Origin of the sequence: Allokutzneria oryzae, from assembly GCF_042429765.1 — a bacterium.
In the GTDB taxonomy this organism is placed as follows: Bacteria; Actinomycetota; Actinomycetes; order Mycobacteriales; family Pseudonocardiaceae; genus Allokutzneria; species Allokutzneria oryzae.
In genome coordinates, this window is sequence record NZ_JBHLZU010000026.1 from 209,417 (window position 1) to 230,922 (window position 21,506).

The 21,506-nt window shown below is 69.9% G+C and carries 26 protein-coding genes and 2 pseudogenes; 21 read left to right on the top strand and 7 right to left on the bottom strand.

Features of this window, described 5'->3' with window-relative positions:
* Nucleotides 1-58: 58 nt before the first annotated feature.
* The 10 genes from rpsP (at nucleotide 59) to ACFFQA_RS29520 (ending at nucleotide 6,738) form a co-directional block, all read left to right on the top strand.
* A complete protein-coding gene (rpsP, locus tag ACFFQA_RS29475) occupies nucleotides 59-529 on the top strand; it encodes a 30S ribosomal protein S16 (RefSeq protein WP_377859362.1) in 471 nt (156 codons plus the stop codon).
* Nucleotides 526-765 (top strand): RNA-binding protein, encoded by a 240-nt coding sequence (locus ACFFQA_RS29480; RefSeq protein ID WP_030430526.1) that lies wholly within the window; start codon nucleotides 526-528, stop codon nucleotides 763-765. The genes rpsP and ACFFQA_RS29480 overlap by 4 nt, the downstream gene beginning before the upstream one ends.
* A 16-nt stretch (nucleotides 766-781) precedes the next feature.
* A complete protein-coding gene (gene rimM / locus ACFFQA_RS29485) occupies nucleotides 782-1,291 on the top strand; it encodes a ribosome maturation factor RimM (RefSeq protein ID WP_377859365.1) in 510 nt (169 codons plus the stop codon).
* A gap of 11 nt (nucleotides 1,292-1,302) precedes the next feature.
* On the top strand, nucleotides 1,303-2,067 hold the full coding sequence (gene trmD, locus ACFFQA_RS29490; RefSeq protein WP_377859368.1) for a tRNA (guanosine(37)-N1)-methyltransferase TrmD: 765 nt from the start codon (nucleotides 1,303-1,305) through the stop codon (nucleotides 2,065-2,067).
* Nucleotides 2,068-2,224: 157 nt separating this feature from the next.
* A complete protein-coding gene (rplS, locus tag ACFFQA_RS29495; protein WP_030430523.1) occupies nucleotides 2,225-2,584 on the top strand; it encodes a 50S ribosomal protein L19 in 360 nt (119 codons plus the stop codon).
* Between the two features lie 33 nt (nucleotides 2,585-2,617).
* Nucleotides 2,618-3,508 carry a signal peptidase I gene (gene lepB, locus ACFFQA_RS29500; RefSeq protein ID WP_377859372.1) on the top strand — a complete coding sequence of 297 codons (891 nt, stop codon included), beginning with the start codon at nucleotides 2,618-2,620 and terminating at the stop codon, nucleotides 3,506-3,508.
* A gap of 10 nt (nucleotides 3,509-3,518) precedes the next feature.
* Nucleotides 3,519-4,340 (top strand): ribonuclease HII, encoded by an 822-nt coding sequence (locus tag ACFFQA_RS29505; protein WP_377859374.1) that lies wholly within the window; start codon nucleotides 3,519-3,521, stop codon nucleotides 4,338-4,340.
* Nucleotides 4,337-4,660, top strand: coding sequence for a DUF2469 domain-containing protein (locus tag ACFFQA_RS29510; RefSeq protein ID WP_030430520.1), 324 nt, complete (start codon nucleotides 4,337-4,339; stop codon nucleotides 4,658-4,660). The genes ACFFQA_RS29505 and ACFFQA_RS29510 overlap by 4 nt, the downstream gene beginning before the upstream one ends.
* 191 nt (nucleotides 4,661-4,851) lie before the next feature.
* Complete coding sequence (locus tag ACFFQA_RS29515; RefSeq protein ID WP_377859377.1) at nucleotides 4,852-5,223, top strand: YraN family protein; 372 nt, start codon at nucleotides 4,852-4,854, stop codon at nucleotides 5,221-5,223.
* Nucleotides 5,224-6,738, top strand: coding sequence for a YifB family Mg chelatase-like AAA ATPase (locus ACFFQA_RS29520; protein ID WP_377859380.1), 1,515 nt, complete (start codon nucleotides 5,224-5,226; stop codon nucleotides 6,736-6,738). It begins immediately after the preceding gene.
* 8 nt (nucleotides 6,739-6,746) lie between these two features.
* Here ACFFQA_RS29520 and ACFFQA_RS29525 read toward each other — a convergent pair whose 3' ends face one another.
* Complete coding sequence (locus tag ACFFQA_RS29525; RefSeq protein ID WP_377859383.1) at nucleotides 6,747-7,403, bottom strand: amino acid transporter; 657 nt, start codon at nucleotides 7,401-7,403, stop codon at nucleotides 6,747-6,749.
* A gap of 41 nt (nucleotides 7,404-7,444) precedes the next feature.
* Between ACFFQA_RS29525 and dprA the strand changes: the two genes are divergently transcribed.
* From dprA to ACFFQA_RS29540, 3 genes are all read left to right on the top strand, one after another.
* The gene (gene dprA, locus ACFFQA_RS29530) at nucleotides 7,445-8,635 is read left to right on the top strand and encodes a DNA-processing protein DprA (protein ID WP_377859385.1); all 1,191 of its coding nucleotides are present in this window, start codon (nucleotides 7,445-7,447) and stop codon (nucleotides 8,633-8,635) included.
* A 233-nt stretch (nucleotides 8,636-8,868) separates the two neighbouring features.
* Complete coding sequence (locus tag ACFFQA_RS29535; protein ID WP_377859387.1) at nucleotides 8,869-9,840, top strand: tyrosine recombinase XerC; 972 nt, start codon at nucleotides 8,869-8,871, stop codon at nucleotides 9,838-9,840.
* A complete protein-coding gene (locus ACFFQA_RS29540; protein WP_377859389.1) occupies nucleotides 9,815-10,861 on the top strand; it encodes a FliA/WhiG family RNA polymerase sigma factor in 1,047 nt (348 codons plus the stop codon). The genes ACFFQA_RS29535 and ACFFQA_RS29540 overlap by 26 nt, the downstream gene beginning before the upstream one ends.
* 127 nt (nucleotides 10,862-10,988) lie before the next feature.
* On the opposite strand, the pseudogene ACFFQA_RS29545 reads toward ACFFQA_RS29540, so the two are convergent.
* Nucleotides 10,989-11,378 (bottom strand): annotated as a pseudogene (locus ACFFQA_RS29545) (murein hydrolase activator EnvC family protein); the annotation flags it as partial.
* A 351-nt stretch (nucleotides 11,379-11,729) separates the two neighbouring features.
* Between ACFFQA_RS29545 and rpsB the strand changes: the two are divergent.
* The 5 genes from rpsB (at nucleotide 11,730) to ACFFQA_RS29570 (ending at nucleotide 15,888) form a co-directional block, all read left to right on the top strand.
* On the top strand, nucleotides 11,730-12,566 hold the full coding sequence (rpsB, locus tag ACFFQA_RS29550; protein ID WP_377859392.1) for a 30S ribosomal protein S2: 837 nt from the start codon (nucleotides 11,730-11,732) through the stop codon (nucleotides 12,564-12,566).
* 110 nt (nucleotides 12,567-12,676) lie between these two features.
* A complete protein-coding gene (gene tsf, locus ACFFQA_RS29555; protein ID WP_377859395.1) occupies nucleotides 12,677-13,492 on the top strand; it encodes a translation elongation factor Ts in 816 nt (271 codons plus the stop codon).
* Between the two features lie 138 nt (nucleotides 13,493-13,630).
* Complete coding sequence (gene pyrH / locus ACFFQA_RS29560) at nucleotides 13,631-14,365, top strand: UMP kinase (protein ID WP_377859905.1); 735 nt, start codon at nucleotides 13,631-13,633, stop codon at nucleotides 14,363-14,365.
* A 56-nt stretch (nucleotides 14,366-14,421) separates the two neighbouring features.
* Entirely contained in the window at nucleotides 14,422-14,979 is a 558-nt protein-coding gene (frr, locus tag ACFFQA_RS29565) for a ribosome recycling factor (protein ID WP_377859398.1), read from the top strand.
* Between the two features lie 21 nt (nucleotides 14,980-15,000).
* On the top strand, nucleotides 15,001-15,888 hold the full coding sequence (locus tag ACFFQA_RS29570) for a phosphatidate cytidylyltransferase (protein ID WP_377859907.1): 888 nt from the start codon (nucleotides 15,001-15,003) through the stop codon (nucleotides 15,886-15,888).
* A 7-nt stretch (nucleotides 15,889-15,895) separates the two neighbouring features.
* Here ACFFQA_RS29570 and ACFFQA_RS29575 read toward each other — a convergent pair whose 3' ends face one another.
* Nucleotides 15,896-16,735: a VOC family protein gene (locus tag ACFFQA_RS29575; protein ID WP_377859401.1), complete on the bottom strand. Its 840-nt coding sequence runs from the start codon at nucleotides 16,733-16,735 to the stop codon at nucleotides 15,896-15,898.
* A gap of 241 nt (nucleotides 16,736-16,976) precedes the next feature.
* Here ACFFQA_RS29575 and ACFFQA_RS29580 point away from each other — a divergent pair, with 241 nt between their 5' ends.
* Complete coding sequence (locus tag ACFFQA_RS29580; protein ID WP_377859404.1) at nucleotides 16,977-17,723, top strand: class I SAM-dependent methyltransferase; 747 nt, start codon at nucleotides 16,977-16,979, stop codon at nucleotides 17,721-17,723.
* Nucleotides 17,724-17,726: 3 nt separating this feature from the next.
* Here the strand turns inward: ACFFQA_RS29580 and ACFFQA_RS29585 are convergent, their stop codons facing one another.
* Entirely contained in the window at nucleotides 17,727-18,446 is a 720-nt protein-coding gene (locus ACFFQA_RS29585; RefSeq protein ID WP_377859407.1) for a PadR family transcriptional regulator, read from the bottom strand.
* A 169-nt stretch (nucleotides 18,447-18,615) separates the two neighbouring features.
* Here ACFFQA_RS29585 and ACFFQA_RS29590 point away from each other — a divergent pair, with 169 nt between their 5' ends.
* Nucleotides 18,616-18,780, top strand: coding sequence for a hypothetical protein (locus tag ACFFQA_RS29590; protein WP_377859410.1), 165 nt, complete (start codon nucleotides 18,616-18,618; stop codon nucleotides 18,778-18,780).
* A 50-nt stretch (nucleotides 18,781-18,830) separates the two neighbouring features.
* Entirely contained in the window at nucleotides 18,831-19,937 is a 1,107-nt protein-coding gene (gene rlmN, locus ACFFQA_RS29595) for a dual-specificity RNA methyltransferase RlmN (RefSeq protein WP_377859413.1), read from the top strand.
* Between the two features lie 55 nt (nucleotides 19,938-19,992).
* On the opposite strand, the gene ACFFQA_RS29600 is transcribed toward rlmN, so the two are convergent.
* The 3 genes and pseudogenes from ACFFQA_RS29600 to ACFFQA_RS29610 all read right to left on the bottom strand — a co-directional run.
* Nucleotides 19,993-20,448 carry a hypothetical protein gene (locus tag ACFFQA_RS29600; protein ID WP_377859416.1) on the bottom strand — a complete coding sequence of 152 codons (456 nt, stop codon included), beginning with the start codon at nucleotides 20,446-20,448 and terminating at the stop codon, nucleotides 19,993-19,995.
* Nucleotides 20,445-20,879, bottom strand: a complete 435-nt coding sequence (locus ACFFQA_RS29605; protein WP_377859419.1) for a MarR family winged helix-turn-helix transcriptional regulator — start codon at nucleotides 20,877-20,879, stop codon at nucleotides 20,445-20,447. The genes ACFFQA_RS29600 and ACFFQA_RS29605 overlap by 4 nt, the downstream gene beginning before the upstream one ends.
* Nucleotides 20,880-21,293: 414 nt before the next feature.
* Nucleotides 21,294-21,447: pseudogene (locus tag ACFFQA_RS29610) on the bottom strand (carbonic anhydrase); the annotation flags it as partial.
* Nucleotides 21,448-21,506 lie beyond the last annotated feature (59 nt).

The window sequence follows — 21,506 nt, forward strand, 5'->3', positions numbered from 1 at the left end:
AACCCCACGCTGGTCACGAGCGCTCAACCGTGAGCAGAGTTGAGGAGCACTCCTACCCGTGGCCGTCAAGATCAAGCTCATGCGGCTTGGCAAGATCCGTTCGCCGCACTACCGCATCGTCATCGCCGACTCGCGCACCCGTCGCAACGGCAAGGCGATCGAGACGATCGGCAAGTACCACCCCAAGGAAGAGCCGAGCCTGATCGAGGTCGACTCCGAGCGTGCCCAGTACTGGCTGGGTGTCGGCGCGCAGCCGACCGAGCCCGTGCAGCGCCTGCTGGAGCTGACCGGCGACTGGCAGAAGCACAAGGGCCTTCCGGCACCCGCCGAGGGCACCCTGAAGGTCAAGGAAGCCCGCCCCGACAAGAAGGCCCTCTTCGAGGCCGCCCTCGAGGCCGCGGGTTCCGAGCCCACCGTGGACGCCACCACGCCGAAGAAGAAGTCCGCCAAGAAGGCGGACAAGGCCGATGCCAAGACCGAGGGCGACGCTGACGCGGACGCCAAGAAGGCCGAGGACGGCAACGCGTGAGCGAGCTCGCGGACGCCCTTGAGCACCTCGTCCGCGGCATCGTCGAGAACCCGGACGACGTGCGCGTCCAGTTGATCACGACTCGGCGTGGCCGCACCCTCGAGGTGCACGTGCACCCCGACGACCTGGGCAAGGTGATCGGTCGGGGCGGTCGTACCGCCACCGCGCTGCGCACCGTCATGTCCGGTATCGGCGGTCGTGGCCTGCGCGTCGACGTCATCGACACCGACCGCTGAGCAAGATCGGGACGAAGTGGACCTGGTAGTCGGACGTGTGGTGAAACCGCACGGAATCCGTGGCGAGCTCGTGATCGATGTCCGCACGGACTCGCCGGAGGACCGCTTCACCCCCGGTGTCGTGCTCAGCGTCCGTGGTTCGGCGAGGACACTCACCGTGGCGGCCGCCCGGCCTCATACCGGGCGGCTGCTGGTGTTCTTCGACGGTGTCTCGGGCCGCGACGCGGCGGAGGAGCTGCGCGGCAGACTGCTCACCGTCGAGGTGGGCCAGCTGCCGCCGATCGAGGATCCCGACGAGTTCTACGACCACCAGCTCGAAGGGCTGGCCGTGGTGCTCCAGGACGGCACCCCGGTCGGCACCGTGCGTGAGATCGCCCACGGGCCCGGTGGCGAGCTGCTGGTTGTCAAGGCCGAGGACGGCCGGGAGGTGCTGATCCCGTTCGTCGAACAGATCGTGCCGACCGTCGCCCTCGAAGCCGGACGGGTGGTCATCGACCCGCCGGACGGCCTGCTCGGCATGGACTGAGGTCGCCAACCGTGCGCGTCGACGTCATCACGATCTTCCCGGAGTACCTCACCCCGCTGCGCGAGGCGCTGCTCGGCAAGGCCATCGACAAGGGCCTGCTCGAACTCGGCGTGCACGACCTGCGCCGGTGGACCTACGACGTGCACAAGGCCGTGGACGACAGCCCCTTCGGCGGTGGTCCCGGCATGGTGATGAAGCCCCAGGTGTGGGGCGAGGCACTGGACGAGGTGTGCGCCGGGGACACCCCGAGGCTGATCGTGCCCACCCCGGCCGGTCGGCCGTTCACCCAGGCCATGGCCACCGAGCTGGCCCAGGAACGGCGGCTGGTCTTCGCCTGCGGCCGCTACGAGGGCATCGACCAGCGCGTCATCGACGACGCCGCGACCAGGATGCCGGTGGACGAGGTCTCCATCGGTGACTACGTGCTGGTCGGCGGCGAGGTGGCGGTGCTCACCATCGTCGAGGCGGTGGTCCGGCTGCTGCCCGGGGTGCTCGGCAACCCCGCGTCCCATCAGCAGGACTCCTTCTCCGACGGCCTGCTCGAAGGGCCCAGCTACACGCGTCCCGTCGTCTGGAGGGACCGCGCGGTGCCCGACGTGCTGCGCTCCGGCAACCACGCCGCGATCGCCCGCTGGCGGCGCGACCAGGCGTTGGAGCGGACCTTCCACCGCAGGCCGGACCTGCTGGAGGCCCTCCCGGATTCGGCGCTGGACAAGCACGACCGTAAACTGCTCGACCGGCTGCGCGAACAGCACCAGTCCGGGTCGATTTCATGACCGGGCAACCCGTCTGGCAGACTGGACAGGTTGCTGATGCCGGGTGAGACGCCCGGCGCGCTCAACCAAGCCATCTCCCGCTGCTGGGAATGTCCTCGTCAGTTGACGAGTGGACCCGACGCGGAGAGCACGAAGCACACGTGAGGACGGACCCCCGATGAACACCCTGGACGCCTTGGACGCCCAGTCGCTGCGCTCCGACATTCCGGACTTCCGCCCGGGCGACACCCTCAAGGTCCACGTCCGCGTCATCGAGGGCTCGCGCTCGCGGGTCCAGGTCTTCCAGGGCGTGGTCATCCGTCGGCACGGCGGCGGCCTGCGCGAGACCTTCACGGTGCGCAAGGTCTCCTTCGGTGTCGGCGTCGAGCGCACCTTCCCGGTGCACTCCCCGAACATCGCGCAGATCGAGGTCGCGACCCGCGGTGACGTCCGTCGCGCCAAGCTCTACTACCTCCGCGAGCTGCGCGGCAAGGCCGCCAAGATCAAGGAGAAGCGCGACACGGTCCGCAGCTCCTGACGCACCCCGTCGAGAACTGCGTAGCCTGGCGTCGTGGCCGACCTAGAGCCTTCTGCCGCCCCACAGGGTGATCCCGACTCCGGTTCCTCGGACGGCGAACACCCTGTGGGCGAGAAGCCGACGAAAAAGAAGAAGAAGAGTTCCTTCTGGCGTGAGCTTCCGATCCTGATCCTCACCGCCCTGGTGCTCACCTTCTTGATCCAGACGTTCCTGGCCCGGGTGTACGTCATCCCCTCGCAGTCGATGGAGACGACTCTCCACGGCTGCACCGGGTGCACGAACGACCGGGTGCTCGTCGACAAGATCACCTACAACTTCACCGATCCCAAGCCCGGTGACGTGGTGGTCTTCCGCGGGCCCGACTCGTGGAGCCAGACCGAGTTCGAGGACAACCGCTCCGAGAACGTCGTGGTCCGGTGGTTCCAGGAGCTCGGATCGCTGATCGGCCTCGCACCCCCGGACGAGCGCGACTTCGTCAAGCGCGTGATCGCCGTCGGCGGGCAGACCGTGGAGTGCTGCACCCCGGACAACAAGGTCAAGGTCGACGGCAAGCCGCTCAACGAGCCCTACATCCACTACGAAGAGGGCCGTGGCACCACCCAGGACGAGTTCTCTCCGGTCAAGGTGCCCGAGGGCCAGCTCTGGATGATGGGTGACAACCGGAACAACTCTTCCGACTCGCGGGCGGGCAACCACGGTCCGGTGCCGGTGGCCAACGTGATCGGCAAGGCGCAGTTCATCGTGCTGCCGCCGAGCCGCTGGCAGGGCATCGACAACCCGAACCCGCAGGCCGTGGCGATTTCCGCGCCCGCTTGGCAGGCCGGTATCCCGGCCGGGATCGGGCTCGCCGCCGCGTGGCCGGTGCTGTGGCTGCTCCGCCGCACCAGTCGTGGCATCCGCTCCCGGATGACCCGCCAGGACTGAACCCGCGCTGATGACGGCCACGGTTCGCACTGCTCCCGGTAGCCGGATCTCCTCACCGCGCCCGCCAAGGGCGGTCGTGCGGTCCAGTTCCGGCACCTGGGCGTTGCAGTCGGCCCTGGACCGCAAGGGACTCGGCCCGGTGGCCGGTGTCGACGAGGCCGGCCGGGGCGCGTGCGCGGGTCCGCTCGTCGTCGCATCCTGCGTGCTGCGGCCCGGTGACGTCCGTCGCCTTGAAGGGCTCAACGACTCCAAGCTGATGACCTCGGCGGCGCGGGACCGGATGTACGACCTGGTCCTGGAGCGGGCGCTGGACTACGCGGTCGTGGTCGTCGATGCCGCGGAGGTCGATGTGATCGGTGTGCACGTGGCCAACATCGAGGGCATGCGACGCGCGGTCGCCAGGCTCACCGACCACCCGGGTTATGTGCTGACCGACGGGTTCCGGGTGCCGGGGCTGACCGCGCCGAGCATGTCGGTGCTCAAGGGGGATCAGGCGGTTGCCTGTGTCGCGGCCGCCTCGGTGCTGGCGAAGGTCACCAGAGACCGGGTGATGGCCGGAATGCACGAGGACCTGCCGATGTTCGGGTTCGACGTGCACAAGGGTTACTGCACCGCCGATCACACGGCCGCGCTGCTCAGGCACGGCCCGAGTGACCAGCACCGTTGGTCCTATGCCAACGTGGTGGCGGCCGCTGCCGAGCATGGCATGCGCCCGCCGCGCCGTGTGAGATCAGGCCTGCTTCACCTCGATCGAGCCGGAGTGGTTCAGAATGGGAGGCCCCCCGGGTCCGGGGTGGCAGGCTCGCAAGCAGGAGGGGCGCGGACCGAATGAGCGCGGAGGATCTCGAGAAGTACGAGACCGAGATGGAGCTGCAGCTCTACAAGGAGTACCGCGACATAGTCAGTCAGTTCTCCTATGTCGTGGAGACGGAGCGCCGTTTCTACCTGGCCAACGCCGTTGACGTGCAGGTGCGCAACGCCGACGGCGAGGTGTACTTCGAGGTGCGGATGTCCGACGCCTGGGTGTGGGACATGTACCGGCCCGCCCGTTTCGTCAAGAACGTCCGGGTGATCACCTTCAAGGACGTCAACGTCGAGGAGCTGGACAAGCCGGACCTGCGGCTTCCGGAGCCGGGGCCGTTCGGCCAGTAGCCCACTCGGTGTCTCGCTTCGTCAGGGGCGCGTGCGCATAGCACGCGCCCCTGACTTTTTTCGTCTCCCCGCTCGCGAAGATCGCGAGTTGTGCACATCGGACCTCTCTGTCCACAGATCACGCCCGGCCCGCACCGGCGGGGGTGTGGGTGGCGCACCGTCGAGGTGGGACTCGCGGTGAGGGAGGAAGCGTGGGGACGGGACGTGGCGGGGCGAACCAGGAGCTGGGGCGCCGGGGTGAGGACCTGGCGGTCTGCTACCTCGAACGGCAGGGGCTGGTGGTGCTCAGCCGCAACTGGCGGTGCCGCCTCGGCGAGCTCGACGTGGTGGCCACCGACGGACACGTGCTGGTGGTTGGCGAGGTCAAGACGCGCTCCGGCACAGGTTTCGGCCGCCCGGAGGAGGCGGTCACCCCGGCGAAGCTGCGCCGGATGCGTGCGCTGGCCAACCAGTGGCTGGCGACCTACCGCGTGGGCTGGTGCGCGGTCCGGTGCGACGTGATCGCCGTGCTGTGCCGTCCGGACGGCAGGACGTTCATCGACCACCGGCGCGGGGTGGTCTGAGTGGGGCTGGCGCGGGCGTGGTCAGTGGCGTTGTTCGGTGTGGACGGCATCGCGGTGGAGGTGGAGGCCGACATCGGAGCGGGCCTGCCGGCCGTGCGGCTGGTGGGCCTGCCGGACGCGGCGCTGCAGCAGGCGAAGGAGCGGGTGCGCGCGGCGGTGCGCAACAGCGGTGAGCAGTGGCCACAGCACCGGGTCACGCTCGGCCTGTCCCCGGCGGCGCTGCCGAAGGGCGGCTCCGGCTACGACCTGGCGATCGCCTGCGCGATCCTCGCGGCGGCCCAGGCGATCCCGCCAGGGGTGCTGGACAACGTCGCGCTGATCGGTGAGCTGGCGCTGGACGGCCGGGTGCGCCCGGTGCGCGGGGTGCTGCCCGGCCTGCTGGCTGCCAGGCGAGCCGGACTGACGGAGGCGATCGTCCCGGCGGAGACCCTGGCCGAAGCGGCGCTGGTGGACGGCATGCGGGTGTTCGGCGCTCACCGGCTCGACGAGGTGGTCAGGTGTCTGCGTGGTGAGCAGGGGCTGGAGACCACGCCCGAACGGCCGTCGGGCGAACGAGGGGGACGCGGCGTGGACCTCGCGGACGTGCTCGGGCAGCCGGAGGCCAGGTGGGCGTTGGAGGTCGCGGCGGCGGGCGGCCACCACCTGCTCTTCGTCGGGCCACCGGGCACCGGCAAGACCATGCTCGCCCAGCGGCTCTGCGGACTGCTGCCCCCTCTCTCCGCCGAGGAGGCGTTGGAGGTCACCGCGATCCACTCCGTGGCGGGCGCGCTGTCCACGGACTCCCCGTTGATCGACTCGCCACCCTTCGTCGCCCCGCACCACTCGTTGTCGATCGCGGCGATGATCGGCGGCGGCACGGGCGTCGCGAAACCGGGCGCGGTCAGCAGGGCCCACCGCGGTGTGCTCTTCCTGGACGAGGCGTGCGAGTTCGGTCCGCGCCGCCTGGAGACGCTGCGCACGGCGTTGGAGGAGGGAGAGGTCCGGCTCGCGAGGCGGGACGGGGTGGTGCGCTACCCGGCGCGGTTCCAGCTCGTGCTGGCGACCAACCCGTGTCCGTGTGCTCCGCCGCGTGACACCGAGTGCCTCTGCCCGCCCAACACCCGCCGCCGCTATCTGGCGCGCCTGTCCGGCCCGCTGCTGGACCGGGTGGACATTCGCGTGCGGATGCGCCCGCTCACGGCGATGTCCGCTCGCGAGGGCACCGTCCCGGAGTCCACGGCCGTGGTGCGGGAGCGGGTGCACAACGCCCGGCAGCGGGCGGCCGACCGGTGGGCCGGGTACGGCCTGCATTCGAACGCGGAGGTACCCGGCCCGGTGCTGCGGCGGGACTTCCCGTTGCCGCGCGAGGCGATCGAGCTGCTGGACCACGGCCTCGACCTCGGCGTGGTCACCGGTAGAGGCGCCGACCGGTGCCTTCGGGTGGCGTGGACGTTGGCGGATCTCGCCGGGCTCGACCTGCCCGGGGTGGACGAGGTCGCGGCAGCCCTGGAGTTCCGCGACCGGAGGTCGGCATGAGTCTCGGTTCAGTCGCGCAAGGGCGCCCGCCAGGGATGGTCCGGCGCGTCGAGCTTGATCACGTCGTCCAGCCACGACCGTTGGCCCGGCGTCAGGTGGCTGACCACGGCGTCGAAGTCCTGGTCATCCTTGGGGCGCCGGTCCCGCGCCTTGTAGTAGAGCTGTACCTCCGGCACCAGGAAGGGCACCCCGTCCGCCGTGAGAGACCCGATCTCGGTGACCGCGCGGCGAACCCGGTCGTCCCGTCGCGAGATCCACTCGTCGCCGGCCGACTCGTCGATCATGATCTGGATCCGCCACGGCTCATCCCGGCCAGGGCGGCACCACACGTCGTGCACGGCGGACGGCAGCCGCTCGCCCGCCGACCACGGTCGCAGCGTGCCGGGCGGATCGGCGGCCCACAGCTCCCACCCCGCGAGCACGTCGTGTGCGGCGACGTGGTGCTCCCGCAGCACCAGCACGTCGATGTCGTCGTGGGCTCGGATCGACGGAGCCGGCCCCGGCGCGCCCAGGCGACCACCGGTTACGTCCACAGTGGACTGTGTTGCGACCGCCATCTCGATCGCCCAGCCACCGGCGATCCACCACGGTCCGTCGAAGTCGGCGAACCTCGCGGCGACCTCGGCTGGACTCGCTGCCGCCCACCGGCCGAGGTCCTCTGCCATACGACCAGCCTGCCCGATGTCTCTCGCCGAGGAGGGCGGCCATGACCGATGAACTGCCCTCCGTCGAGCTCGCGCGGGCATACCTGTCCCGGGTGGCCGAACCACCGGCACCCGCGCTGGTCGCGTTCATCGCCCAGCACGGTCCGCAGCGGGCGGCAGCGCTGGTCAGAGCCGGCAAGGTGCCCGCAGACGTGGCGAAGGTGACCAGCGCCCGCGCCCGGATCTGGCGGCCGGAAGAGGACCTCCGCGCGGCGGCGGAGGTGGACGCGCGACTGGTCACGCCCGAGGACGACGGGTGGCCCGCCTGGCGTCTGTTGTCCTTCACCGCGGCGGCGATCCGTGGCCGGGCCGACGCGGCTGAGCCGGTGGCACTGTGGGTTCGCGGTGATCCCGACCTGGCCGAGCTGACCGACCAGTCGGTCGCGATCGTTGGCGCGCGGGCGGCCACCGGCTACGGCGAACACACGTCGGCGGAGTTCGCGCACGGCTTGGCGCGGCGCGGGTTCACGATCGTCTCCGGCGCCGCGTACGGCATCGACGGTGCCGCCCATGGCGGTGCGATCGCGGCCGGTGGGCGCACGGTCGCGGTGTTGGGCTGCGGCATCGACGTGCCCTACCCGGCTGGGCACACGCGCCTGCTCGACCGGATCGCCGGTGCGGGCGCGGTTGTCAGCGAGTACCCACCGGGCACCAGGGTGGCCAGGCACCGGTTCCTGGTGCGCAACAGGTTGATCGCCGCGCTGGCCGAGGGCACCGTCGTGGTCGAGGCCGGGCTCCGCAGCGGCGCGAGCAACACGGCGGCCACCGCGCGCACCCTGGGGCGGATGGTGCTCGCCGTGCCCGGGCCGATCACCTCGGCGATGTCGGTGGGCTGCCACGCGCTGGTGCGTGACGGCGAGGCCCAGTTGGTGACCAGCGTCGCCGAGATCGCGGAGTCGGTCGGGCGGATCGGTGGCGACCTGGCCGCCGATCCGGAGGTGCCGGTTCGACCGACCGACGCGTTGGACCCACGGTCGCTGCGCGTCCACCAGGCGCTGCGCGAGCGCGCTGGTAGCACTCCCGAGCAGGTGTCGCTGGAGTCCGGTATCCCGCTCGGACAGGTGCGTGCCGTACTGCCGATGCTCGAGTTGGTTGGTTTGGCCCGGTGTGGTGACACAGGGTGGCGGCGGTGCTCCGGTGGCTCGGCACCGCGCAAGCGGGCAGGAGGTGGACCCACCACGTCGATTACCTGAGCAAACGTGCGGCATGATCGTCTAGGTCGTCGCCGTGGGTGCCGACGAGGGCTCTGCCGGGCTACCCCCGTACGAGTGGTTGCCTGCGTCCACCTGTCGGTCAAGTGGTTGGCGTAGTCGCGCCTGCCCCCTACGGTGACCATGTGGCTGGTGTTGTGCTGACCCGCGAGGGCACTGATCCACATGGATCGGTGCGTCGCTCGTCCGATCCCGGCACACGGCGGTAGGACGTCATGGACGCCCTCGCCCACCGTCGACCCGCCCGCGTCGACCTGATCCGGCTCCGCGCCGACCTGCCCGACGCGTTGGGCGGGGCGGTCACCGATTTCGAACGCCACCTGCTCCTCGAACGCGGACTGTCGGAGAACACGGTGCGCGCCTACGTCGGCGACGTGGTCTCACTGCTCGGCCACCTGCTCACCGGTGGCGGAGACGGGCTCGCCGCGCTCGACCTGGCGAGGTTGCGGTCGTGGCTGGCCGACCAGCGCACCGCCGGGGCCGGACGGACCACGCTGGCCAGGCGGTCGGCCTCGGCGCGGGCCTTCACGGCGTGGGCCGTGCGCACCGGGCGCATGGTCAGTGATCCCGGACCGCGGTTGGCCTCGCCTCGCCCGCACAAGGCATTGCCCACCGTGCTCCGGGCGGAGCAGGCCGAGCAGATGATGCGGGCGTCCGCCTCGGGGGCCGCGCAGGACGATCCGCTGGCTCTCCGTGACCACGCGGTGGTCGAGCTGCTGTACGCGACGGGCATCCGAGTTTCCGAACTGTGTGGCCTGGACACCAGCGACGTGGATCACTCACGGCGGGTGGTTCTCGTGCTCGGAAAAGGCGGCAAGGAACGCGCCGTGCCCTACGGGATCCCCGCGGAGAAGGCGCTGAACGCCTGGCTCACAAAGGGAAGGCACCTTCTGGCGAAGGGGGACTCACCAGCGGCTTTGTTTCTCGGAGCGCGCGGAGGGCGGCTGGACCCGCGCACCGCGCGGCGGGTTGTGCACGACGTGGTCGGTGCCGTTCCCGGTGCGGCGGACTTGGGGCCGCACGGCCTGCGCCACACCGCGGCGACGCATTTGCTGGAAGGCGGAGCTGACCTCCGCAGCGTCCAGGAACTGCTCGGTCACGCTACGCTCGCAACAACGCAGCTTTATACCCACGTTACCGTCGAACGGCTGAAGGCGATCCATGACCGAACCCACCCCCGTTCCTAACGCTGCCGGGGGAGGGTCCCGCACGGCGACTGTGCCCACGACGTCCACGTCGCAGCAGGGCCAGCGGCGCTCTGCGCGGACCTATCACCACGGCCCCGACAGGGACGGCGAAGCCGGCCGGACCCCTTCGGTGGTAACGGCTTCCGGTGTGCCCGCGCAGCCCGAGCCCCAGGCGAGCGCCGAGCCGGCCGGACAGGTCGAGCAGGTCCCAGCGGGCGTCGCCAGGACTCCGGCCCCCGCTGAGCTGCGGAGCGCGGACGAGGTCGAGGCGGGCATCGTGGCGCTCTGGCGCGCGTACGGCGGAAGCCGCGCGCAGCCGCTGCGTGATCGCCTCGTGCTGCACTACGCGCCGCTGGTCAAGTACGTCGCCGGTCGCGTCGGCACCGGTCTGCCGTCCTACGTCGACGTGGCGGACCTGGTGCAGTCCGGCATTTTCGGCCTCGTCGACGCGATCGAGAAGTTCGAGCCCGAGCGCGGTCTCAAGTTCGAGACCTACGCGATGCAGCGCATCCGTGGCGCGATCCTGGACGACCTGCGCGCCCAAGACTGGGTGCCGAGGTCGGTGCGCAGCCGGGCCAGGGACGTCGAGCGCGCCATCGAACGCCTTGAGGCCAGGCTCCAGCGCACCGCGACCGATGCCGAGCTCTCCGACGAGCTCGGCATCACCGTCAGCGACCTGCGCGACCTCTACGCGCAGCTCCAGCTCACCTCCGTCGTCGCGCTGGACGAGCTGATCGCGGCCGGCCGCGGCAGTGCCTCGCTCGCCGAGACGCTGCCCGACGACCGCGCCGAGGACCCGGTCGCCTCGCTGGTCGATCAGGACGGCAAGCGCCAGCTCGCCGACGCCATCGCACAGCTCTCCGAACGCGACCGCGTCGTCGTCACGCTGTACTACTTCGAGAACCTGACGCTGGCGGAGATCGGCAAGGTGCTGGGCGTGACCGAGTCCCGGGTCTGCCAGCTGCACACCCGTGCCGTCCTGCGCCTGCGCACCAAGCTCTCCGAGCAGTCCGACGTCTGACGCCGCCGGTGGCGCGACTGCCGTCCCACGGCAGCAAGCGGATCACCGGTCGGCGCAGCAGCCGTAGCGGGTCCAGGTACTCCTCGCCGCGTCGCACTCCCCAATGCAGGCACGCCGCCGGACCCTGGCAGCTGGCATGACCTGGCAGAAGGGTGCCGATCACCGCTCCGCGCCGGACGGGTGCGTCCGCTGTGACCGTCGGCGTCAGTGGTTCATAGGTCGTGCGCAGCCCGTTGGGATGGTCCACGGAGACCACCCCGTGCCCGGCCACCTGCCCGGCGAAGGCGACCGTCCCGTCACCGGCGGCGAGCACCGGCTGGTCGGGTGCGCCTGCCAGGTCCACGCCGCGATGTCCAGGCGCGTAGCGGTGCGCCGGGCGTTCGAAAGGGCGGACCACCAGCGGCGTTCCCGCCAGCGGCCAGCCGAAGCGGTGCGCCGGCGCGGCCGGGTCGGCACTCGTGCTCCCCGGCAGGAGCAGGAGTGCCGCCAGCAGCAGCGGCAGGAGGAGCGCGGGCATGGCTCCACTGTCGCTCGGGGACTTGGGTTGTGCGTGCGCAATGGATCCGGCTGTGGACAGAAGCGACGGTTGTGGACAACTGGGCCGTCCGGTGGGACCGAGTTGTAGCTCCCCGGTGGGTGGCGAGTACACTCGGATCGCGGTCTGTACTGCGCAGATCGACTTCGCGTGCTACTGCGGGTCCCGATTCACCGGGGCGCGGCGCCCGGGGGTCTGAGGAGGTCGGTTCTCCGGCCACTCGGTCCGGGTGACGGCAGTGCACCAGGGCGGTGACCAGCCCGGTCCCCGCGACAACCCACCCGCGCGTGGGGCAAGGCCCGACGCGCTGATCACATGAGGTGTGAACCGGCCATGGCCGTCGTCACCATGAAGCAGCTGCTCGACAGCGGCGTGCACTTCGGACACCAGACCCGTCGCTGGAACCCGAAGATGAAGCGCTACATCCTCACCGAGCGCAACGGCATCTACATCATCGACCTGCAGCAGACGCTGACCTACATCGACCGCGCCTTCGAGTTCATCAAGGAGACGGTCGCGCACGGCGGCACCATCCTGTTCGTCGGCACCAAGAAGCAGGCTCAGGAGGCTATCTCCGAGCAGGCGCTGCGCGTCGGTATGCCGTTCGTCAACCAGCGCTGGCTGGGCGGCATGCTCACCAACTTCACCACCGTGCACAAGCGCCTCCAGCGCCTCAAGGAGCTGGAGTCCATGGAGCAGACCGGTGGCTTCCAGGGTCGCACCAAGAAGGAAATCCTCATGCTCACGCGTGAGAAGGACAAGCTGGAGAAGACCCTCGGCGGTATCCGCGACATGCAGAAGGTGCCCAGCGCCGTCTGGATCGTGGACACCAAGAAGGAGCACATCGCCGTCGGCGAGGCGCGCAAGCTGAACATCCCGGTCGTGGCGATCCTCGACACCAACTGCGACCCGGACGAGGTCGACTTCCCGATCCCGGGCAACGACGACGCGATCCGCTCCGCCGCGCTGCTGACCCGCGTGGTCGCCGACGGTGTCGCCGAGGGCCTGATGTCCCGCTCCGGCCGCAACACCAACGCCGCCGAGGGCGCTGACAAGCCCGAGGCCGGTGTCGCCAGCGAGGAGCCGCTCGCCGAGTGGGAGCAGGAGCTGCTCACCCCGGCCACCGCCGACGCGGGCGCCTCGGCCGGCGCCGAGTCCGCCCAGTCCTGACCTCGCGCCGCCCCGCCCGCCGCACCCCGGCGGGCGGGGCGCGCGGTCGGACCTCTCCGAGCACCAGAGCACGCCCCTCCTCGTACTGATCAAGGACGGAACACAGCACCATGGGGAACTACACCGCGGCCGACGTCAAGCGGCTCCGCGAGCTGACCGGGTCCGGAATGATGGACTGCAAGAAGGCGCTTGAGGAGTCGGCCGGCGACTTCGACAAGGCCGTAGAGCTGCTGCGCATCAAGGGCGCCAAGGACGTGGGCAAGCGCGCCGAGCGCGCCACCGCCAACGGTCTGGTCGCCGCTGACGGCGGGGTCATGGTCGAGCTGCGCTGCGAGACCGACTTCGTCGCCAAGAACGACTCCTTCCAGGAGCTGGCGAACAAGATCGTCGCCGTCGCCAAGGCCAACAAGCCCGCCGACGTCGAGGCGCTGAAGGTCCTCGACCTCGACGGCAAGACGGTCGACGCCGCCGTCCAGGAGCTCTCCGCCAAGATCGGCGAGAAGCTGGAGCTGCACCGGGTCGTCGTCTTCGAGGGCGCCGTCAGCACCTACCTGCACCGCCGCTCCTCCGACCTGCCGCCCGCCGTTGGCGTGCTGGTCGAGTTCACCGGCGAGGGCGACGAGGTCGCGCGCAACGCCGCGCTGCAGATCGCCGCGATGAAGCCGCGCTACGTCACCCGCGAGGAGGTGCCCGCCGACCTCGTCGCCCACGAGCGCGAGATCGCGGAGAAGACCGCTCGCGAGGAGGGCAAGCCGGAGCAGGCCCTTCCCAAGATCGTCGAGGGTCGCCTCAACGGTTTCTTCAAGGACGTCGTGCTGCTGGAGCAGGCCTCCGTGCAGGACTCCAAGAAGACCGTGAAGGCGCTGCTGTCCGACGCGGGCGTGACCGTCACCCGGTTCGCGCGCTTCGAGGTCGGCCAGAACTGAGTCAGCAGGGGCGGGGTTGCTGCGCGCGTCACGCCGCGGCGGCCCCGCCCTTGGCACGTGCGCGACGCGCCACCGAAAACCAGCATCCCGCCCTTGCCGCGGGCCCCGAGGAGGATTGACGTGAGCTCCGACGACGTGATGCTGCACCCGCCCTACAAGAGGGTGCTGCTCAAGCTCGGCGGCGAGATGTTCGGCGGTGGCTCCGTCGGTGTCGACCCCGACGTCGTGGAAACCGTCGCCACGCAGATCGCCGACGTGGTCCGCACCGGCGTGCAGGTGGCCGTCGTGATCGGCGGCGGCAACTTCTTCCGCGGCGCGGAGCTCCAGCAGCGCGGCATGGAGCGTGACCGGGCCGACTACATGGCCATGCTCGGCACGGTGATGAACTGCCTGGCGCTGCAGGACTTCCTGGAGAAGCTCGGCATCGACACCCGCGTGCAGACCGCCATCACGATGGGCCAGGTCGCCGAGCCCTACATCCCGCGCAAGGCCGAGCGGCACCTGGAGAAGGGCCGCGTGGTGATCTTCGGCGCCGGGGTGGGCATGCCGTACTTCTCCACCGACACCGCCGCCGCCCAGCGCGCGCTGGAGATCGGCTGCGAGGTCGTGCTGATGGCCAAGGGCGTCGACGGCGTCTACACCGCCGACCCCAAGAAGGACGCGGACGCGCGGCGCTTCGACCAGATCTCCCACCAGGAGGTCCTGGTCAGAGGCCTGGAGGTCGCCGACGCCACGGCGTTCAGCCTCTGCAAGGACAACGCCATGCCGATCCTCGTCTTCAACCTCTTGGTGGAGGGCAACATCGCGCGCGCGGTGCGTGGTGAGAAGATCGGCACGCTGGTGAGCACCCCCGCAGAGCCGGTTCGCGCGTAACCGTGCCGGGAACCACGCCAGCCTCGCTCCATCGGCACGCACACTAAGGAGAAGCCGTGATCGACGAGACTCTCTTCGACGCCGAGGAGAAGATGGACAAGGCGGTGTCCGTCGCCAAGGAGCAGCTCCAGTCGGTGCGCACCGGCCGGGCAACGCCCGCCATGTTCTCGCGGATCAACATCGAGTACTACGGGGCGCCGACGCCGCTGAACCAGATGGCCAGCGTCAACGTCCCCGAGGCCAGGATGGCGGTCATCAAGCCCTACGACGCCAGCCAGCTCAGCGCCATCGAGAAGGCGATCCGGGACTCCGACCTCGGCGTGAACCCGAGCAACGACGGCACCGTGATCCGGGTGGTCATCCCCCAGCTGTCGGAGGAGCGCCGCAAGGAGATGGTGAAGGTCGCCAAGGGCAAGGGCGAGGACGCCAAGGTCTCCATCCGCAACATCCGCCGCAAGGCCAAGGAGGAGCTCGACCGCATCGTCAAGGACGGTGAGGCGGGCGAGGACGAGGGCTCCCGCGCGGAGAAGGAGCTCCAGGACCTCACCGACAAGTACGTCAGCCAGGTCGAGGTGCTCGTCAAGCACAAGGAAGCCGAGCTGCTCGAGGTATGACCAACTCTCCCTCCCACCGTGTTGGCCGGCGATCGTGAGAGCACGTCCGGCGCGTCGGATGACGTGCCGGACGGCAGCTCCGCCAAGCCCGCGTCGCGAGCGGGCCGCAACCTGAGTGCCGCGATCGGGGTCGGGGTCGGCCTCGGCGCCGTCATCCTGCTGACCCTGCTGACCTTCCGGCACTCCTTCATCGCGGTGATCGCCGCCGCCGTCGCGGTCTCCACCTGGGAGCTCGCGGGCGCACTGCGGCGCAGCGGCAGCGGCATCACCGTCGCGCTGCTGCCCGTGCTCGTCGGCGGCCAGGCGATGGTGTGGCTGTCCTGGCCCTTCGGCAGGGACGGCGTGCTCGCCTCGTTCGTGGTGACGATCCTGGCCTGTCTGGTCTGGCGCTTCCGCGGCGGCATCGATGGCTATGTCCGCGACGTCACCGCCTCGGTGTTCACCGCCGCCTACGTGCCGCTGTTCGCCGCTTTCGCGTCGATGCTCGTGCTCCCGGAGGACGGCGTCGGCAGGGTGATCGCGTTCATCGTCGGCGTCGTCGCCTCGGACACCGGTGGTTACGCGGCAGGGGTGTTCTTCGGCAAGCACCCGATGGCGCCGAGGATCAGCCCGAAGAAGTCCTGGGAGGGCTTCTGCGGGTCGCTGCTCGCCGGCATGGTCGCGGGCGTGCTGACCCTCACCCTCCTGCTCGACGGTCAGTGGTGGCAGGGCGTGCTCTTCGGCATCGCGCTGGTCGTCACGGCGACCGCGGGCGACCTCGCGGAGTCGTTGATCAAGCGGGACCTCGGCATCAAGGACATGGGCACGCTGCTGCCCGGGCACGGCGGACTGATGGACCGGATGGACTCGCTCCTGCCGTCCGCCGTGGTCTCCTGGCTGCTGCTGAGCCTGTTCCTGCCGATCCCTTAGCAGGGGCTCAGTCGTCGTCGAAGCGTTCGTCGTAGTACCGGACGATCGCCCGCCGCGACGGGTCGATCACCGAGAACGTGGCGCCGCCGGGATCGCGGAGCACCGCGGTCCTGCCGTAGGGCGAGTCGAACGGGTCCACCTCGATGGCGCCGTCCAGCATCAGCGCGCGGTCGGCGGTCACGTCCGTGCCGACCCGCGGGCTGACGTTGAAGTAGATCATCCAATGTGGTGGGACCTCCGGCGGGTAGTCACGTCCCATCGCGAGCCTGCCGAGGTACGGTTTTCCGCGCAGCCACCACGTCGTGTAGTCGAACCGCTTGCCGTCACCGACCTGGCGGGGCGTGAACGCGAACAGCGTCGCGAAGAACGAGTCCGCCCGGTGCGCGAGGTGGGTGTTGAGGTCGGCCCAGCCGAACGTTCCCGGCCTGCGCGTGACGAACCGCCACGGCCGCGTCGGTTGCCAGAAGCCCACCCGCGCGCCGCTCGGGTCGTCGAGCATCAGCAGCGAACCGTGATCCTGGATGTCCAGCGGTCCGTAGTGCACCCGGCCCCCGAGACGGCGCACCCGCGCGCTGGCCGCCTCGATCCGCCGTATTCGCAAATAGAGGCTCCACGTTGGATAGTCGCTGAGCCGGTTGGGGAGAGCGTGCAATCCCGCGACCGGCTGTCCGTCGAGCAGCGCGAAGGTGTATTGGCCGATGGCGGGGTGGTGTTCGGTCTCGAACTCCCATCCGAACAATTCGGCGTAGAACTCCTTGCTGGCATCCAGATCACGCGTCGAGACGTCCACCCAGGACGGCGTTCCGCTGACCGGATCATGAGCGCTGTGCGGCAATGGACTGACCACGGCGACCTCCTGGGCGAGCAGGCAGCACCGACTATTGATCAACAGTACGCCGGAAAAATCCCAGTACCGAGCGGCCATTCGGGCGGGATTGCGACACTGTTGTCTCAGCAGGTTCGTCACGGTGGGGTGGAGGATGACACTCCAGTTGCTCCACGTGCCGCGTGGCGTGGCGTCGCGGTGATTTCGAATCCGTGCGCGGTCGTGTTCTCTTCCTGAGGCAGTTCTCGCCTACGTTGGTGGGGTGCGGAATTACGTGCGCGCCGCGCTGAGCGGTGTGCGCCCGGCGGCGGTGGTGCCCAGCCCCAACATCTGGAACTGGCCTGAGGTCTACGAGATCGAGAACCGAGCCCAGGACCACGGTGGGGTGATCTGGCGCGCGCTGCGGGAGGACTGCCCCTTCGCGGGACTGGATGTCGTGGATGTCGGCTGCGGGGACGGGTTCCACCTGCCGGAGTTCGCCGCGACGGCGCGCCGGGTCGTCGGGGTGGAGCCGCATCGGCCGTTGCTGCGCAGGGCGCGGCAGCGGATCGCCGGGCTGGCCACTGTGGAGCTTCGGCACGGCTCGGCCGAGCGGCTCCCCCTTGCCGACAACAGCGTTGACATCGTGCACGCGCGGACGGCGTACTTCTTCGGCCCCGGTTGTGAACGCGGGATGGCCGAGGCGGACCGCGTGCTGCGACCCGGTGGGGCGCTGGTGATCGTCGACCTGGACGCCACCAGCGCGCCGTACGGGACGTGGTTGCGCGAGGACCTGCCGGGCTACGACGCGAGCGAGGTCGAGGAGTTCTTCGCCGCGCAGGGCTTTTCGTGCAGGCAGCTGGAGACGCTGTGGCGCTTCCAGGACCGGGAGAGCGTGGCGGCGGTGCTGCGGATCGAGTTCTCCCCGTCCGTGGCCGAACGGGCGATCGCGCAGACCACCGGCCTCACCCTGCCGGTCGGCTACCGCATGCGGGTGCGGCGCAAGCCGACCGGGTTGCTGACTCCCTGATCCCTAGTCCTCGTCGAGCGAGGTGTCGATGCTGCCGTGCTCGGCGAGCAGCGTGTAGATCTGGCGCCGCGCGTCCTTGAGGATCATCAGCAGCCGGTGCTGGTCTTCCGAGGGGATCGCGTACGCGGCCTGTTGGATGGCCATCTTGAACTGGCCGTATGCCTCGCGCAGCTGCATCTCCGCGGGGCTGACGGAGTGGGTGAGCCCGCCCCACAGCTCCTCGGTGTCGATCTTCTCGGCCTCCGCGCGGCCGGACTCGGTCAGCGTGTGCAACCTGCGTCCCTCCGATTCCTCCGTGCTGACAAGACCCTCGTCGGTGAGCATCTGCAACGTGGGGTAGACCGAGCCGGGGCTGGGCTTCCACGCGCCTTCGGAGCGCTCGGCGATCTCCTGGATCATCTCGTAGCCGTGCATGGGGCGTTCGGTGAGCAGCGCGAGCAGCGCCGCGCGCACGTTGCCCCTGCGCCGCCTGCCGCCGCCCCGGCCGTGACCGTGCGGGCCACGGGGTCCCCGGCCGCGACCGCCCTCCCAGCCCGGGCCCCCGCCCCAGCCGGGCGGCGGTGGCGGGGTGGGAGGGAACGGCGGCGGGCCGCCGAAGGGATCGCGTTCCGGTTGGAAGCCGTAGCCCCCGAAGCCGCCGCGCGCCTGCGGGGCGAAACCGAAGTGCTGGTGCTGCGGGCCCCAGCCGTGGCCGGGGTGCTGGTGGTGGTGATGCGGATGCATGGTTCCTCCTGGTTGTGCCGTCGGTCTCCTTGACCGATGACTTAACGATATATCGCTGACGTATCGCGATGCAACGTCGAATATCGGTCGCCCCGGCGCAGGTTGCTCCGAACGGAGCAGTACGATCGATGATCTTGTGTCCGTTTCGTCCTGTAAGAAGGTGGAATTCATGCGTCTGACCAGCATCGGAATGGCCCTGAGCGTCTGCGCCCTCGCCGCGGGTCCGGTCGTGGAGATCAACGACTCGCTGGTCGAGGTGGAGGACGTCACCGTGGACCTGCACCCCGCCGAGCTGACCTCGTTGCTGCTCGACCAGCGGCCGCCGTCGGCCTGACCGGGAGCGTGGCGATGCGGGGCGCCGGAGCGTGGGACACTGGTCGCGCCATGACTTCGCTTCCCCTGGTCTTCGACGCCCCTCGCCGCGGCATGCCCCCGCGGCACCTCGCCGACCTCTCCGCGGACCAGCGCCGCGCCGCTGTCGCTGACCTGGGCGAGAAGCCGTTCCGCGCGACCCAGCTCTCCAACCACTACTTCGCCCGGCTGACGGCCGACCCGGCCGCGATGACCGACATCCCTGGCGCGAGCAGGGACCGCCTCGCGGCCGAGCTGCTGCCCCCGCTGTTCACCGAGCTGCGCAAGGTGACCTGCGACGACGGCACCACGCGCAAGACGCTGCTGCGGGCGCACGACGGCACGCTGATCGAGAGCGTCCTGATGCGCTACCCGGACCGCGCGACGTTGTGCATCTCTAGCCAGGCGGGCTGCGGCATGGCCTGCCCGTTCTGCGCGACCGGCCAGGGCGGCCTCCAGCGCAACCTCTCCACCGCCGAGATCGTGGAACAGGTCCGCTTGGGGGCTGCCGCGATGCGCGACGGCGAACTCCCCGGTGGCCCCGGCCGCCTGTCCAACATCGTCTTCATGGGCATGGGCGAGCCGCTGGCGAACTACAAGCGGGTGATCGACGCGGTGCACCGGATCTGTGATCCCGCGCCGAACGGGCTCGGAATTTCTCAGCGGTCGGTGACGGTGTCGACGGTGGGTCTTGTGCCCGCGATCCGCAAGCTCACCGAGGAGGGCTTGCAGGTTCGGCTCGCGGTGTCGTTGCACACGCCGGATGACGAGCTGCGGGACACGCTGGTGCCGGTGAACAGCCGGTGGAAGGTGGCCGAGGTCCTTGAGGCGGCCCGGGGTTACGCCGACCGCACCGGCCGCCGGGTGTCGATCGAGTACGCGTTGATCAAGGAGATCAACGACCACGGGTGGCGCGCGGACCTGCTCGGCAAGCTGTTGCGTGAGCACCTGGGGCAGTTCGCGCACGTCAACCTGATCCCGCTGAACCCGACGCCGGGTTCGAAGTGGGACGCCTCGCCGAAGCACGTGCAGGACGACTTCGTGCGCCGGGTGGAGGCGCAGGGTGTGGCGTGCACGGTGCGGGACACCCGTGGTCAGGAGATCGCGGCTGCTTGCGGGCAGCTCGCAGCCGAGGGGTAGGCCGTGCCTCCGTTGCCTGGCCAGACCTGGGCCGGGGGCGCTGGTCAGAGGTGCTTCACCCGTCAGCGTGTTGCCAGGGGAAAGGCGCGAGGTCGGGCTCGACCCAGCCAGTCCTAGCCGCGGCACTGGCCAGGGTTGAGGCTCGGTAGAAGCGGGCGAGCAGCCTCTTGTCCAGCAGCGCGGTGTGATGGTCGGCGAAGGCGTCGAAGTCGCTCGCCTCCTCGGCCGCGTGGTGCCCGATCAGTTCGACCCAGGCCCGGCTGACGGTGGCGTTGTACTTCTGGGGCACTCCCTCGTAGCGGGCGGTGCGGCGAATGCCGTCGTGGATCAGGTCCACCGCTGCGGCGGTGCCGAAGCGCGTCACCGCCAACCAGGTCAGATGGACGTGCTGCCGGTGACCGAAGCGGTCCGCTGTCGCCATGACCTCCCGCATCAGCTCCTGGAACTGCGTCGGATGAGCCTCTTGGTCCTGGCGGTGCGTTGAGAGTGATTCATGGCTGGGCATGGTCATGAGGACACCTCCATCAGCGCTTGCAGCACGGCGTGGAAACCGGCGACGGCGGCCGGAGGAAGATCGCCAAGAGCGCGGCGCTCGATGTCGGCGAGGGTCTGGCGAATCGACTCCGCCGCAGCGCGGCCGGTCGGGGTCAGCTCGATGAGCACGGAACGCCGGTCGCCCGCGCGTGTGGTGCGGGTGATGTGGCCACGGCGCTCCAGCCGGTCCAGCACGCTGGTCAGCGTGGTAGGGCGGGTGCCAGCGGCGGAGCCCAGTTGGGACACGGTGCGGCCCTGGCCGTCGGCGAGGTTGGCCAACGCGTTGATCTCGGAGGCGGTCATGTCGAGATCGACGAGTTCGGTGGCGAGCAAGTGGAGGGTGGCGTGGGTCGCGCGCTGCAACGCCAGCAACGCCGACGGGCCCGGTGGCACGGATTCTGGTTTCACGATTTCGGATAGTACGATATCGGAATAACTTGGGCAAGGCGGTCCGAACGACGGTCGCGACCTGCGGGCTGATGCGCCTGCTGCATCGTTTGCGCTGGTAGAAGCGTTGCAAGAAGGGGAGCAGTGAGCCGTGCCGGTCAGCGGCAGATGGAAGGTGGCGGAGGTCCTTGAGGCGGCCGGGGGTTACGTCGACCGCTCCGGCCGCCGGGTTGACCAAGGAGATCAACGACCACGGGCAAGACCCTGCGCCAGCACGTCCGGCGGTCCGCCCACGTCAACCTGATCCCGCCTGCGAGCAACTCAGCCATTCGCGGGCTTATGGACGCCTCAGCGCGTTCCAAGCGGTCCATAAGCCCGCGAATGGCCGGGGGTGGGTCAGGTGAGGCGGCCGGTGGCGACGTCGAAGTGGATGAGGACCACGCCGCCGGCGTTGCGGATCACGGGGGACTCGCCCTCGTTGAGCCTGGGCGAGCACCGTCACGTGCTTGGCGGGCGGCGGCGGGAGCGGGGCGGTGAAGTTCGCGGCGTAGGTGGTGTTGTTGGCGAGCAGCTCGTCGGTGACTGACATCTCGACCTCATTGGTGTCGGGTCTGCTGAGGACGCGAAAAGGCCGCACACCTCACGCAT

Excerpts from the sequence above, each read along its gene's own strand:
- rplS (WP_030430523.1), top strand. The coding sequence starts at position 2,225 with ATGAACACCCTGGACGCCTTGGACGCCCAGTCGCTGCGCTCCGACATT.
- ACFFQA_RS29505 (WP_377859374.1), top strand. The coding sequence starts at position 3,519 with ATGACGGCCACGGTTCGCACTGCTCCCGGTAGCCGGATCTCCTCACCG.
- ACFFQA_RS29510 (WP_030430520.1), top strand. The coding sequence starts at position 4,337 with ATGAGCGCGGAGGATCTCGAGAAGTACGAGACCGAGATGGAGCTGCAG.
- ACFFQA_RS29525 (WP_377859383.1), bottom strand. The coding sequence starts at position 7,403 with ATGGCAGAGGACCTCGGCCGGTGGGCGGCAGCGAGTCCAGCCGAGGTC.
- dprA (WP_377859385.1), top strand. The coding sequence starts at position 7,445 with ATGACCGATGAACTGCCCTCCGTCGAGCTCGCGCGGGCATACCTGTCC.
- ACFFQA_RS29535 (WP_377859387.1), top strand. The coding sequence starts at position 8,869 with ATGGACGCCCTCGCCCACCGTCGACCCGCCCGCGTCGACCTGATCCGG.
- ACFFQA_RS29540 (WP_377859389.1), top strand. The coding sequence starts at position 9,815 with ATGACCGAACCCACCCCCGTTCCTAACGCTGCCGGGGGAGGGTCCCGC.
- rpsB (WP_377859392.1), top strand. The coding sequence starts at position 11,730 with ATGGCCGTCGTCACCATGAAGCAGCTGCTCGACAGCGGCGTGCACTTC.
- tsf (WP_377859395.1), top strand. The coding sequence starts at position 12,677 with ATGGGGAACTACACCGCGGCCGACGTCAAGCGGCTCCGCGAGCTGACC.
- pyrH (WP_377859905.1), top strand. The coding sequence starts at position 13,631 with ATGCTGCACCCGCCCTACAAGAGGGTGCTGCTCAAGCTCGGCGGCGAG.
- ACFFQA_RS29585 (WP_377859407.1), bottom strand. The coding sequence starts at position 18,446 with ATGCATCCGCATCACCACCACCAGCACCCCGGCCACGGCTGGGGCCCG.
- ACFFQA_RS29590 (WP_377859410.1), top strand. The coding sequence starts at position 18,616 with ATGCGTCTGACCAGCATCGGAATGGCCCTGAGCGTCTGCGCCCTCGCC.
- rlmN (WP_377859413.1), top strand. The coding sequence starts at position 18,831 with ATGACTTCGCTTCCCCTGGTCTTCGACGCCCCTCGCCGCGGCATGCCC.
- ACFFQA_RS29600 (WP_377859416.1), bottom strand. The coding sequence starts at position 20,448 with ATGACCATGCCCAGCCATGAATCACTCTCAACGCACCGCCAGGACCAA.